This is a genomic window from Candidatus Mesenet endosymbiont of Phosphuga atrata (assembly GCF_964020175.1).
Lineage (GTDB): Bacteria > Pseudomonadota > Alphaproteobacteria > Rickettsiales > Anaplasmataceae > Mesenet.
Genome location: NZ_OZ026541.1, coordinates 1084882 through 1099271 on the forward strand (window position 1 = coordinate 1084882; position 14390 = coordinate 1099271).

The window sequence follows — 14390 nt, forward strand, 5'->3', positions numbered from 1 at the left end:
TTAGGAAAATAATGTCAATACTTTATTTAAAAATTTATAACTATTTAAAATCGCAGAATAATATTCTCTAACATGAAGATTTATTGACGATTAAAGAATTTGGCAGTTTATTACTTACAAGCATTCTATTTATGTATATATGGTGAAGACGTTAATATACTATTTCAGTAAAAACAAATGTGATGGTGATGCTAGCATGTGCAACTTACTTGGTACAAAAGGAGCTAACCTAGCAGAAATGTGTCAGCTTGATATACCAGTTCCTCCGGGATTTACTATTACTACTGCCGCTTGTAACTTATATCATAAAAATAATGAATTCTCTTATGAGCTATATAAAGAATACATCACACTACTTGAAAATGAAACAGAACGTAAATTTGGTAATATAAATAACCCCCTACTTGTTTCGGTACGTTCAGGAAGTGTGAGTTCCATGCCTGGAATGTTAGATACTATTTTAAACGTTGGTTTGAATGATGAAACATTAATAGGTTTAATTAAGCATAATGGTGAGCGCTTTGCATATGACAGCTATTGCCGTTTTATTCAGATGTACGGTAGCATTGTGCTAAAAATAGATCATTCATTGTTTAATGATATTATCGAGGTTGAAAAGCGTAAAAATAATGCTCAAAACTACTCAGATTTAAGTTATGAATCTTTACAAAATATCGTTACTAACTTTAAAAATATTGTATATAAAAATACCGATTTACATTTTCCACAAGACGTTCATGAACAATTACATACATCAATAATAGCTGTATTTGACTCATGGAAAAATAGCAGAGCAGCCTCTTATAGACGAATCCATAATATATCGGATGAAGTTGGCACCGCGGTCAACATACAGTCAATGGTTTTTGGCAATATGGGTAATAATTCAGCTACCGGCGTGGTATTTACTCGCAACCCTTCAACTGGACAAAAAGAATATTTTGGTGAGTTCTTAATTAATGCACAAGGTGAAGATATAGTTGCTGGAACAACTACTCCTTGGCCAATAAATGGTTCGGATGAAAAAAACATGGAAAATTTAATGCCAGAAGTTTATCGAGAATTATGTGATATTTGTAATAAACTTGAAGCTCATTATTGTGATATGCAAGATATTGAATTTACTGTAGAAAACGGCAAATTGTGGATTCTGCAAACTAGATCAGGCAAACGTACTGCTGAAGCTGCTATACGAATAGCACAAGATATGGTAAATGAAAAGCTGATCACAAAAGAAAAAGCAATACTTAAAATTGATCCTCACACATTTGATAAACTACTACATCCTATTATTGAAACTAAAAATGAGTATAAAGTTATAGCCAAGGGGTTACCTGCTTCTCCAGGAGTTGCATGTGGCCAGGTTGCTTTCACTTCTGAAGCTGCAAAGCAAATATCAAAACAAAAAGCAATTTTAGTGCGTCTTGAAACCAATCCTGAAGATATTGAAGGAATAAATGCCTCATGCGGTATTATTACTGTAAGAGGAGGAATGACATCACATGCAGCAGTGGTTGCGAGAGGGATGGGTAGACCATGTATATGTGGTGCAAATGGAATATGTATCGATGAGAGTGGTGAATTCTTTACTATAGGAGAAGAAAAGATATATAAGGGTGATTACATCACTATAAATGGTAGCAATGGGGAAATAATTCAAGGCATAGTACCTATAGTTCAATCTCAATCTTCTGAGGCTTTTCAAACTATAATGAATTGGACAGATGATATTAGGATATTAGGAGTAAGAGCAAATGCCGATACACCTGAAGATGTAAAAATTGCACAGAGTTTTAATAGCGATGGTATAGGCTTGTGTCGTACTGAGCACATGTTTTTTTCTACTGATAGAATCAAGATTGTGCAAGAGCTAATTACAGCAGATATTGATAAGGAACGAGAGAGTGCTCTAAGTAAGCTAGAGATAATACAAAAAAACGACTTTAAAGAAATATTTACTATTATGCGAGGTAAGCCAATCACAATAAGGCTACTTGATCCACCATTGCATGAATTTTTACCACAAAGCGATGCTGCGATAGAAGAGATAGCTAAATCATCAGGTAGGTCTATATCTAATATAAAAAATAAAATACTTGAACTATCAGAAAGAAACCCAATGCTTGGTCATCGTGGCTGCAGGCTTGCAATTTCTCATCCCCAAATATATGAAATGCAAACAAGAGCAATATTTTCTGCAGTAGAGGAGTTGCAAAAAGAAGAAAATATAAGAGTTGTTCCAGAGATAATGATCCCATTCATCATAGATGAAACTGAATTTAGTATTATATGTTCGATGATAGAGAAGATATCTAAAAGCTTTAATTATAATAGAAAAGACTATCTAATTGGCACTATGATAGAACTACCAAGAGCAGCACTCACTGCAGATAAAATTGCAAAACACGCTGATTTTTTTAGTTTTGGTACTAATGATCTAACGCAGACAACAATGGGACTATCACGAGATGATGCAACAAAGTTTTTAGATCATTATCACGTACAAAAAATATTAAAGGATGATCCATTTGAAGTATTAGATATTAGTGGAGTTGGAGAATTAATTAAAATTGCAGTAGATAAAGCAAGAAAAACATCACCTAAAATAAAACTTGGTATTTGTGGTGAGCATGGAGGAAATCCAGAATCAATCAAATTTTTTGCGCAATTAGGTATAGATTATGTATCATGTTCTCCTTTTAGAATTCCTATTGCCAAACTCACCGCTGCTCAGTGTGCTATCTTAAAAATAAGGGTTACTGAGTAGTATATTGTTGATTAGATATGGCTGGAGTAGCTTGTGGGTTAGCTAGTTTTGCTTCTCTTTGTTTTTGTGCTTCTATAGTTCTATCCATTAATATTTTATGAAAAGCATTTACGTTATCAATAGACAGAAGTGCATAATTATTTTCCATTAACTTTGCAATACAGGACATTTTAAGCGTATCTATTTCTGTAGAATAATATATCTTCTCTGATTTATCTGGATCAGGATATCTGATAAATAACACCTCTAAGTCAATTTTCTGTTTAATGCTTTCTTGTGCTGATTCAAGCAAATTTTTTATTTTCTCATAGGTGTTATTTTTTAATTTCCTAACAACTCTATAATACTTATAATAACCGAACTGATCATAATCTTCTTTATTACTGCTATCAATACTATTGTAAAGTAATTGCTGTATAATTTTTGAGTTTAAAAGCATTAAATCTAGCTTTTCCTTGGTCCATTTTGTATCACCTTCTTTTTGAATTTCATACAACTTATCTATCATACTTTTTCTATCAAGACAGTATGCGGTTTCTAGTATATGCCCATCTATTAAATAGTTTATTAAAAGCAGATCTTGATTCTCTATACATGTATTAACAATCTCATCATAAGTTCTATTGGTTTTCGAATTTATTCTACCGAAAAAATTGCAAATAAAACGTTCGTACAGTAAAAACTTAGCAAACCCTGTATTTTTTAATATAAGATTGATATCTTTGTTACGTATTTCATTATAATCAATAGGATAAAAAGCAGAAGGTATAGAAGTATTGAGTTTAACAATAAATCCTACTATCTCAAGATTAATACCTGCAAATTCACTATAATTGCCAAAAAAGAATCGTTCTATACTATTAAATATTGAATTTCGCCCTCTACTGTCATTTGTTGCAGAGTTATAAAACTCCATATTTTTCAATATCACATCCAACGTTTCTGAACAATCATTAATCTTCTGCAACTTTTCATCTGAAAAACGATTTAGAGCTGTTATTGCATCTTGTTTCATTTTTTCATCTTTTACTTTTTCAACAGAAGCTTTGATATTGCTATAATTATCTATTTTGTTAGTAATTAGTTCATTATTACTTATCATTTTATCTCTTTTTTAATAGTTAATTTTTTAATTATACAAAAATTACAGTGGTATGCAAAGTCAATATATTGATTAAAATCTTAAATATTTATTTTTATAATATAATTATAAGATAAATTTTGTTAATCTCAGATTTAAGTTATAAAAAGCTTTTTTAACTCCCTTATGTGATTCAACTCTATTATTTTAATATCAGAAATAGAATATTTACCTTTTTTGGGCATTATTGCGTGTTTGAAGCCCAATTTTTGCGCTTCTTTAAGCCTAAGATCACTATGTGATACATTTCTTATTTCACCTGATAGTGCAACCTCACCACAAATAATTGAAGAAGGAGGCAGAGGAACATTCACTATACTTGACATTAAAGATGCAGCAACAGCAAGATCTGCTGCGGGTTCTTGAATTTTAAGACCTCCAGCAATATTAAGATATACTTCTTTATCGCCCAAAAATATATTGCAGCGCGCACTTAGCACTGCAATGATCATAGCTAATCTATTTATATCCCACCCCACTACGGCTCTACGTGGAGTTGCCATATTAGTTTTTGCTATCAGTGCTTGTACCTCAACAAGTAGTGGTCTTGAACCTTCAATACCAGCAAAAATTGAGCTGCCAACTATTTTTCTATCTAATGTCTCAGTTAGAAATAACGATGAGGGATTATCTACTGAGCTTAAACCATGTGCAGACATTTCAAACACACCTATTTCGTTTGCTGGACCAAATCTGTTCTTTATAGCGCGTAAGATGCGAAATTGATTACTGTTATCTCCCTCAAAATATAGCACTGTATCTACCATATGCTCTAAGGTTTTAGGCCCTGCTATCTGTCCATCTTTAGTTATGTGCCCAACTAGCAGAAGCACAATATTTAACTTTTTAGCTAAGATGATTAGCTCATGTGCACAAGTTCTGACCTGAGCTATAGTACCAGGTGCAGATGTAATTCTGCCGTCATACATGGTTTGTATTGAATCGATAATTAAAAATTTTATGTTGCTATTCTCTCTAATGGCTGATGTTATATCAGATAAAGAAATTGTAGAAAGAAGCTTGATTTTTGGCTGATCAATTTTAAGGCGAGTGGCCCTTAGGCTTATTTGCTCTAAAGATTCTTCTCCAGATACGTAAAGACATTCGCAAGAATCACAAGCTAAGGTAGATGCGGCTTTAAGTAAAAGGGTAGATTTGCCAACACCAGGCTCACCACCAATTAGCGTACTACTACCCCTTACTATTCCACCACCGAAAACAAGATCAAGCTCATCTATTTTAGTTGAAAATCTAGATGGAGAAGAAATATCACTACTAGATAAAGATTTGATTGAGACAGGTGCAGAGGAAACTACAGGATTTTTTACTGCTTGTTCCTCAACGACGCTGTCCCAACTGCCACAGTCAATGCATCTGCCCATCCACCTATGAGCACTATAGCCACAAGATTGACAAACATATATGGTTTTTGTCATCTAAATTGCAAAAACTATATAATAGCATATTAAAAAAACTAACAACTATTTCTTAAACAACCATCAACTTTAACAGTAACAACTAGACCCTTGACTATTACTTATTTCCGCTCCTTCCACATTTTGCACTGAAGTCCCTGGCGATTCTTGTGATGCATTTGCCGGAGATGGTGATCTATTATCAGTTCTTACTTCTTCCAAATCTGAGTGTGGCTGGCTATCTTCTTCTATTGAAGCTGATGACCCTGTTCTACTTACAGTACCTGATCTTGATGAAGAAGGTGATATTACTTCGTTATCTATCGCAGGCAATGGGTGAGCTCTTGCTCCGCTACCTACTGAACTCAATTGCTGATCAGCTTCTTCTTGAGTTAACATGTGCCCAATTTCTCCTGATCGTGATTGCCCATTACCTCTCGCTAAGTCTTCTAGTTCCCTTCTGTTTCTGATGATGCTTACACCTGGACTTCTATTTGAATTTCTTCTTTGATGATGACTCTTGCAATAAGCAATTAAAACTCCCACTATAGCAAGAGCAGCAAACACTGGAATCAATATTACAGCAATGTTGCTGTTATTGTTATCTTCTGAACCTTCTAATATAGTTGCATCGCTATTATGGTATTGCCTTGATTTAAGTGCAAAGCTACTACATTCTGAGTATAATCCTACTAATTGATTTGGAACATTCTGACAGAATCTTTGTACACAATCTCTAAAAAAATTCTGAAATTTTTCATTATCAGTGAATACAACAGTCCTATTATTTTTCGTATATTCATTAATAAATTGACTAATATCACTACTATCATAATTAATAACTTCTTGTTGATCATCTCCCCATCTGAACCCTACCGAGCTTGGATGAAAATCTATTACGAAGTAACTTGCTTTTTCCATTATATTTTTTGCAGTGTTCATAATACTTGCAAAAAACTTATTTTGGCTTTCCGTACTTGTTTGATATTGATTCATAATCCCCCTATAATTTTAATTAAGCATTAAAGCGCAACTACCAGTTGCGCTTTGAAAGCATAATAAAACTACAGGAATTATTCAATTGCAAGTTGTTTTTATTACTTTTTTACAAAATATTATACTAATGTGTCATATATATTAAAACTAGCATTGACATGTATCTAGATATATATTGCGTGATTTTGACTTAGATTTTTGATTACCCTCAACAATTCTTACTTCTTCTAAGCTTGATTTTAAACTTTCTGCTGATGTTTGTGATCCTTCACTGCCTTCAGTTATTATCTCTTGTGGTTGCTGCTCACTTCCTGTCAAAGCTTGCGAACTGCTACTTCTTGTACTTGAAGTTATTGATTGTTCACTTGAAATCGACCGCATTCTATTTTCTTGATCATCTGTTGTTGGTAATAGATATGACCTATTGCCTGTGGAAATTGTCGATAATTCACTTTCTCCATCAGAGGTTAATTGTTCTGTGCTTCCTGTTGAAACTTGACTCTCTTCCTGAATAGATATACGTATATCGTCTGAACTTGTTGCTTGTTGCTCATTAGAATTCTTTGGTTGCTTTGTTCCTGTCGCGCTTGCATTTAGACTGTTATTTGGATCTTGTTTCCTCTGAAAAGAACATTTATAGCACACAAGCCCAACAGCAAACAAAGCAAGAGCACTAAAGATAGCAGTAACAATGTAAATCAGTTTATAGGAAGATCCATCATAATCATTAGGCGTATTATGAATTATGTCTTGCTGTATTGAATTATTAAGTGCAGTGTTTGTTGTACTAGCCAATTTGTTACTAGAAGTAGTAATATTATATAGTAGAGGCGCTAAAGTTGTAGATAATCCCATCAGACCTATGGCATTGCTACTATAAGTACTTTCTGTTGTCACAATTGGTTTATTGTAATTAGGTATTTTTCTGAGATAAGGTAACTCTTCAAGATATTTTAAAAACTCATCCTTGCTATCAAAAAGTTGAACATGCTTCTTTAACCTTGAAACAACTAGTCGACTCTTCATAAATTTAAGAACTTGACTCATTTTAGGATAAACAAAACAATTCTCTTTTGTCTCAATACTTGTGAACAATAACATGGTACTGCAAGAACCACTTTTATCTTCACTAAAACACAAAGTTAATGATTTATCTTGAATTCTTACTCTTATGTGATGATATTGCTTTGGATCTTTTTGTAATGTAGTATTAATTGCTTCTTTAACGAAATCAACAAAATCATTATATTCCTCAGATGCAAGACATGTACCATAATCAGAATTTTTATAGCTCTTATCAAAAGCTTCAAAATACTCTCGAAGTTTTGTTTTATTGTCAAATTTTACAGACCTCTCTTGACTACTACTTATGTATCCACTTAAAAACTCTTGTTCATCTCTCTCTAATTTAACATAAGTGACATTACTATTATCCAATATATAATTATTCCTATTAACTTCTACAAAAGTGCTGACATCTGATGGTCTCCTGCGATCGACAGTCAATTTATGATGATAAACTGTACTGTCAGAGACAATAATCCATTTTTGACCATTACTTATTAGTCTTATATCCCCATTGGAAGCAAAACCTATACTTATTTCAGTATCGGAAAATATACCTTCCAAAATATCAATAATTTTCTTAGCAAGTTTACTACATAAACTTTCTTTATTCACTCCTTCCATGATTTATTCCCCCCAAATTTAACTAAATATTAATACGCGAATACGTAAAAAATAATATATTGAGTAAATATGATAATTCAATCATAAAATTTAGAGAAAATTTTTATTGCTTATGGAATTCTTTTTGGATAAATTCTTATTTTTTAGTAAAAATTTATAAAATAATCTTTAGAAAATTAACTACTTAAAATTTTCTTAGCAGTTTAAAAAAATCAAATACTTCTATCTCTATTTTCTCAAATGCTATATAATTTTAAGATTATGTTACGCATGGCTCGGTATGTATAAGCTAATACTTCTTATTGTCTTATCTCTTTTTGTAAACGCAGAGGCTGCACTACATATTGAAAATTTAAAAGATAGGTCTTATATTAAAATAGCTGGTTCTTCAACAGTGTTCCCTTTTGTTGCCTTAGCTGCAGAACAATTCAGTAGCATTTCTTCTTTTCCCACACCTGTAGTTGAGTCCATAGGTAGTGGAGCTGGGTTTAAAATGTTTTGCATGGGAGTAGGTAGTGGTACTTCTGATATTGTAACCTCATCACGTCGTATGAAAGATGTAGAAAGACAGCTATGTGAGAAAAATCAAGTTAAAGAAATAATAGAAGTTATAATCGGCTATGATGGTATTGTAATTGTAAACTCCAAAAAGAATAATCAGTTTGACTTTACAACAAGAGAATTATTTACTGCTTTGTCTACCTATTCTTTTTCCGATGAGGATAAATTAATAAAAAATAGCAATTGGTCAGATATAGATTTAAGATTTCCTAAGTCAGAAATTGAAATCTATGGTCCATATAAAAACACAGGAACATACGATGTATTGATAGACATGCTAATGATCAACTCATGTATGCATCTTAAACCTTTTGTAGAAAGTTATGAAAAGTATGATGAGAGAAAAAAAGCATGTAGCGCCATTAGGGATGATGGTAAGTATATAGAGGTAGGTATAAATGAAAATATCATAATTCAAAAATTAAAAAGTAATCAGAATGCATTTGGAATATTTGGTTTTAGCTTTTTAGAAAGAAATAAAGATAAGGTTCAAGGTAGCATGATAGCAGGAATTGAGCCAACATATGAAAACATATCATCTGGAAAATATACTTTAAGTAGACCTTTATATCTTTATATAAAGAGAGATCATATAAACATCATTCCTGGATTGAAAGACTTCATTAAAGAAGTAACAAGTCCAGCTGCTATTGGCACAAACGGTTATTTATCAAGGCTAGGTTTAATTTCTCTAAAAGAAGAAGAAATAAAAAGAGTGCAGAACGAAATTACAAAAATTGTTACCTAGACAATAAGCTAAAAGTATTTACTTTTTATGACAAGAGAGTAGTATTAATTACTTCAGTGTTCGTAGCTCAGCTGGATAGAGCAACAGCCTTCTAAGCTGTGGGTCGTGGGTTCAAATCCCTCCGAACACATATTTTAAGAAACAAGTTGCATTTTTTGTAATAGCAAAATGAGGTTTATCATTTAATAATACGTCAGATCCCATAGCTCAGCTGGTAGAGCGGCTGACTCTTAATCAGTAGGTCGTGTGTTCGAATCACACTGGGATCACTTTAGGGAGTGTTTAACAAACTGTGTCAAAAACTCAACTGAGTTTTTAATCTATTAGGAAAGAAAATATCAAGTTGAGAGATAGTTAAACTGTATTAAATAAGATTTGAACTGACACTTAGAACAAAAAAATAACAAAAAATAAGAGAAATGAATACAATACAAAAAAAATACCAAAACTAGGATTTTAGCAAAACAACTAGGAAATGTGTCACAAGCGTGCAAAGTGATGGGATACTCAAATTTTATCGCTTCAAGGAGTTATACGAAAATGGAGATGAGATAAGTAAGAAAGTTTGCAAACAGAGTCTCGGAAGACATAGAAAGAGCCGTGGTTAATATCGCAACAGAATTTCCAGCATATAAAAAATGAGCTGAGAAAAAAATAATATCTGAAGGTGGATGTATGGCTAAGTTGAAACTTTCAAAAAAAGGCTTAAGGCGCTTGAAGCAAAAAGATGGAATAATTCTAACAGCTTTAGAAAAAGTGAAAGAACAAAGATAGTGAAATTGATACTCAGGTTATCTGGGTTCTCAGGATACATATTACGTGGGTAATATAATGGGCGAATTTACCAGCTAGACCTTTATCGATACTTATTCTCGTTTGCTAAGTCGATAAGACAGCAATTACCTCTTGCTAAATGATAGCCATTCTTTGATATTGCGCATTTTGACTGATAGAGGTACAGAATATTGCGGTAAGCCGGAAAACCATGCTTTATTTGGGAATTGAAAACATTGATCATTCCAGAACTAACTCCACAAACTAATGGCATATGCTTCACAAAACTATGCAAATCATCTTTAGAAATATAGTTCTTTAGAAGATCTACAAATTGATGTTGGTTGCGTTCTTACAATGAGACAATCAGACAAATATTGCTACGGCCAATGCAAACTTTTCTTGATATATTGCTTTTTAGAAAAACATTAAATCAGGATTCTGATAGTATATTTAAATTCTTCTGTCAGTTAATTCGTCACTGTCAGATTAAGTGGTGTCTGGTACAGTTTATCGCAATTCTCAGAGAAAATATAACATGAGGTTTAATATTATTTCTGGTATTGTCAACTTGAAGTATGGTTTTTTTTGCTTTGGCCTAACTCATACCTCGTTACTAGTATACCGTTTCGCAAGGGGTCTAGGGTTTGATCAGGTTCTAAAATTGGGTGCTTATGATAAAGCTATAAAGACATAAAATTGCTACTAGATAAACATTTTAGCTATGTTTTGGAAGTCTTCATAATAATAAGCTACTGCATGCAGTAGCTTATTATTTAAAATTATATCATTTCATGTGCGCTATAGAATAACGAAAGTTCGTCAGATAAGGCAGGAAAAGTACCTTGTAACAGCAGATCTTTTAAAGAAGAGACTTCATTCTGTAAATCTAAGTTACTTTTTTCTAATACCGATCTTTCTTCTTGGCATTTATTTTTTTCTTCAATTATAGTTTTTATCTTACCTGCAAGCCCAGTACCACTGTGATCAATATTTGAAGTTATACTATCAATTTTCTTCTGCAAAATTGCTCTTTCATTGTTGCATACATCATTCTCTTGGGTGAGTTTATTAACTTGTTCTGATAAAGCTGTTTTAGCTTGATTCAACTCCTTTATTAGCTTCTCTGCCTTATTAAGATTAATTTGCGCTTCTAATGGTCCTGCAATGATATCATATATAACACCAAGAACAGAACAGCCATTTTCAATATCTTGATGATCACCACTAGTAAAACATGGAGATAGAATATTAGAAGTTATATCTACAAGTCTATCTACGAAATTATCTTGTCCATTTTTCTCTAATTTGTCAGCAAGTTCTAAATATTTTTCTGTTATTAAATCATCCGGCTTATAACCATTATAGCTAAAACTATGACCTCCTCTCACTCTACTCATTATTTCATCTGCATTTTGAAATGTTACATCAACACATCTTGATATACAGCCCTCCAAACCTGAGTATTCTGCAATACAACTCATCTTACTAAAATTTTCTAAACCGCCCCTCAAAGACTCTTCAGTTAATTGGATTATAGATCATACAAATTCCTTGTCTAATTAATAATAATTATTTATTTTATAATAAAAAGATAAATTTTATATTAACCTTATTTGGCAAACTGATTATACTATTGAGATTTCTTCGTAAGAAGGCGGTTCATCACTAAAAAACAGCTCTTGATAAGAAGGTAATATTGTAATACTGCTAGGCCGTTCATAACCTTCTTCTTGTCCAATATTAACAGTTTGATCCCTGTGTATTGTATCAATCATACCGCAAAATCCATGGCCTATTATAGGTGTTATAATGTAACCTGATAGCCCAAGACAAAGTAATGTAGTAGGATAACTAATCAAAAAAGAAAGATACATACTATGCTTAGTTTTATCATGATCTGTATGAGTTATACTAGTATAATATGGCAAATAAAATATACCACTTGTTACTATCGATATAGTAGAAAGCCAACATATCATCCTCGCAACGTGACCAGCTTTAGTATCACTTGGACCACAATACCAATAACACCAAGTTGCATATAGCTTATACATGCAACTACTAAACGATAAATTTTCATTATTTTGCATAACAATTTTTTGATCTTAAGTTAATTGCATGGTATACTAAAATAAGTATAAAATCAATAATTGCAATTGAATCATCTTTGTTTTAAGACTATGAAATAAGTAGATTTTAAAATAAAAACAGCTACATACTTATATATAAACATTTTATATTATAACGTAAAAGATACTGCTGCTATATTATGCGTGATAAAAACTTAGACGATAAATCATTATATATTAGACAAACATTTACTAAAGAGTACGCAGAGCTAAGTGAAGCTTTCATTAACAAGGAGAAATATTTAATACAAATTAGTGCAGAAGAAGGTAAATTGCTAGGTTTATTTATAAAAATGAACAACATAAAAACCATAGTAGAAATTGGTACACTATATGGATATTCGTCAATTTTGATGGCAAAAGCACTTTCATCTGATGGACATATATACACTATAGAAAAAAATAACGAATATGCAGACATAGCAGCTCAAAATTTTGCTGACTTTAAAGTCGATGATAAAATAACTTTAATGCGGGGTAATGGGCTCGATCAGTTAAAAAAACTTGAGGCTCATTCTCCCCTTGACATGATTTTTATCGATGCAGATAAAGCAAGTTATACTGATTATCTAGATTGGGCAGAACTACATATACGTCAAAGGGGATTAATTGTCGCAGACAACACCTTGCTTTTTGATACTATATACCTTAAATCATCACCTGAATGGTTATCAGAAAAGTTATGGCATAATATGAAAGACTTTAATGCAAGATTAGCAAATATCAAAAAATACTATTCTATGCTTATTCCGACCAAAGAAGGTATGACTGTAGCTCTAAAGCTTTAATAGTGGCTGAGGAGGGGCTTGAACCCACGACCTAGAGATTATGATCCTCCCGCTCTACCAACTGAGCTACCCAGCCTTAATTTTCAGTAAAAACCTGATTGTAAATATAATCAGTATGTTTTGTATAATAAGTAAAATCAAACAAAGACTCAAGCTTTTCTAGTGTAATAATTTCTAATAATTCACTATCTTCCTTTAATACTTCAAGGAAATGACTTTTACTCTCCCAAACCTTCATTGCATTTTGCTGTACAATTTTATATGCTTTTTCTCTACTGAGTCCACTATTTATTAGTTCAAGTAAAACACGTTGTGAGAATACAAGGCCATTTAAAGAATTTAAATTTCTTTTTATATTCTCAGGATATATAATTAAGTTTTCTATTAAATTTATCAAGCGAGTAAGCGCAAAATCCATTACTATACAAGCATCAGGAGCAATACACCTTTCAACAGCAGAGTGAGAAATGTCACGCTCATGCCATAAGGCAATATTCTCTAAAGCAGGCATAACATAACTACGTATTAAACGTGACAGTCCAGTAAGGTTTTCACTAAGTATAGGATTGCGCTTATGCGGCATGGCTGAACTACCCTTTTGCTTTACACTAAAATTTTCAGAAACTTCCATCACTTCCGTTTTTTGTAGATTTCGGACTTCAATAGCAACGTTTTCAATTGAACCAGCTATAATTGCTAAGGTTGAAAAAAACATTGCATGGCGATCACGTGGAATAATTTGTGAAGTGATAGACTCAGGATTAAGTCCAAGAGCTTTTGCTACATATCTTTCAACATTAGGATCTATGTGAGCAAAACTACCAACAGCACCAGATACTTTGCAAGTTGATATTTCCTTCTGTGCATTTTTAAGTCTTTCATAGTTACGCTTAAATTCAGCATAAAACCTAGTAAATTTTAGACCAAATATCATTGGCTCTGCATGTACACCGTGGCTGCGACCAACACATATAATATCTTTTGTATCTTCAGCTTTTTTCTTTAAAAGATTTAGTAGATTTTTTAAGTGCTCAAGCAAAATATCAGATGAGCGCTTTAGTTGCACAGCTAAGCAAGTATCTAAGATGTCAGAGCTTGTCATACCATAGTGCATATAACGAATATCTACGCCTACCTTTTCAGCAACATATGTTAAAAATGCTATTACATCGTGTTTGGTATCAGCTTCAATTTCCTGAATACGCATGATATCAAAGTCTTTTAGCTTCAATTTTTCAGCAACACCTTTAGGTATAACTTTTAACTCCTCTTGCGCCTGACAAGCCAATTTTTCAATTTCAAGCCACACCTTAAATTTATAATCATCTTCCCATATAGAAGATATCTCTTTTCTACTATAACGAGGAATCATATCTACA

10 protein-coding genes, 3 tRNA genes and 1 pseudogene are annotated in these 14390 nt (G+C 32.5%); 6 read left to right on the forward strand and 8 right to left on the reverse strand.

What is annotated here, in order from left to right; genetic code table 11:
- Positions 1-139: 139 nt before the first annotated feature.
- Positions 140-2767 (forward strand): pyruvate, phosphate dikinase, encoded by a 2628-nt coding sequence (ppdK, locus tag AACL09_RS05260; RefSeq protein WP_339047536.1) that lies wholly within the window; start codon positions 140-142, stop codon positions 2765-2767.
- Here the strand turns inward: ppdK and AACL09_RS05265 are convergent.
- The 4 genes from AACL09_RS05265 to AACL09_RS05280 all read right to left on the reverse strand — a co-directional run bounded on the left by AACL09_RS05265 (position 2757) and on the right by AACL09_RS05280 (position 8008).
- Complete coding sequence (locus AACL09_RS05265; protein ID WP_339047538.1) at positions 2757-3869, reverse strand: hypothetical protein; 1113 nt, start codon at positions 3867-3869, stop codon at positions 2757-2759. The genes ppdK and AACL09_RS05265 overlap by 11 nt on opposite strands.
- Before the next feature lie 134 nt (positions 3870-4003).
- A complete protein-coding gene (radA, locus tag AACL09_RS05270; protein WP_339047540.1) occupies positions 4004-5344 on the reverse strand; it encodes a DNA repair protein RadA in 1341 nt (446 codons plus the stop codon).
- A 69-nt stretch (positions 5345-5413) separates the two neighbouring features.
- A complete protein-coding gene (locus tag AACL09_RS05275) occupies positions 5414-6319 on the reverse strand; it encodes a hypothetical protein (RefSeq protein ID WP_339047542.1) in 906 nt (301 codons plus the stop codon).
- 147 nt (positions 6320-6466) lie between these two features.
- Positions 6467-8008, reverse strand: a complete 1542-nt coding sequence (locus AACL09_RS05280; RefSeq protein ID WP_339047544.1) for a hypothetical protein — start codon at positions 8006-8008, stop codon at positions 6467-6469.
- Between the two features lie 280 nt (positions 8009-8288).
- Between AACL09_RS05280 and AACL09_RS05285 the strand changes: the two genes are divergently transcribed.
- The 4 genes and pseudogenes from AACL09_RS05285 to AACL09_RS05300 all read left to right on the forward strand — a co-directional run.
- The gene (locus AACL09_RS05285) at positions 8289-9317 is read left to right on the forward strand and encodes a substrate-binding domain-containing protein (protein WP_339047546.1); all 1029 of its coding nucleotides are present in this window, start codon (positions 8289-8291) and stop codon (positions 9315-9317) included.
- Between the two features lie 56 nt (positions 9318-9373).
- A tRNA-Arg gene (locus AACL09_RS05290) sits at positions 9374-9447 on the forward strand.
- Positions 9448-9513: 66 nt separating this feature from the next.
- Positions 9514-9586 (forward strand) — tRNA-Lys (locus AACL09_RS05295).
- Positions 9587-9740: 154 nt separating this feature from the next.
- Positions 9741-10369: pseudogene (locus tag AACL09_RS05300) on the forward strand (IS481 family transposase); the annotation flags it as partial.
- A 504-nt stretch (positions 10370-10873) separates the two neighbouring features.
- On the opposite strand, the gene AACL09_RS05305 reads toward AACL09_RS05300, so the two are convergent.
- Positions 10874-11575 (reverse strand): hypothetical protein, encoded by a 702-nt coding sequence (locus tag AACL09_RS05305; RefSeq protein WP_339047548.1) that lies wholly within the window; start codon positions 11573-11575, stop codon positions 10874-10876.
- A 144-nt stretch (positions 11576-11719) separates the two neighbouring features.
- A complete protein-coding gene (locus tag AACL09_RS05310; RefSeq protein WP_339047550.1) occupies positions 11720-12184 on the reverse strand; it encodes a hypothetical protein in 465 nt (154 codons plus the stop codon).
- Between the two features lie 179 nt (positions 12185-12363).
- Here AACL09_RS05310 and AACL09_RS05315 point away from each other — a divergent pair, with 179 nt between their 5' ends.
- Positions 12364-13011: an O-methyltransferase gene (locus tag AACL09_RS05315; protein ID WP_339047552.1), complete on the forward strand. Its 648-nt coding sequence runs from the start codon at positions 12364-12366 to the stop codon at positions 13009-13011.
- 3 nt (positions 13012-13014) lie between these two features.
- Here AACL09_RS05315 and AACL09_RS05320 read toward each other — a convergent pair.
- Together AACL09_RS05320 and purB are read right to left on the reverse strand one after the other, a co-directional pair.
- Positions 13015-13087, reverse strand: a tRNA-Met gene (locus AACL09_RS05320).
- Positions 13088-14383 carry an adenylosuccinate lyase gene (gene purB, locus AACL09_RS05325; RefSeq protein ID WP_339047554.1) on the reverse strand — a complete coding sequence of 432 codons (1296 nt, stop codon included), beginning with the start codon at positions 14381-14383 and terminating at the stop codon, positions 13088-13090.
- Positions 14384-14390 lie beyond the last annotated feature (7 nt).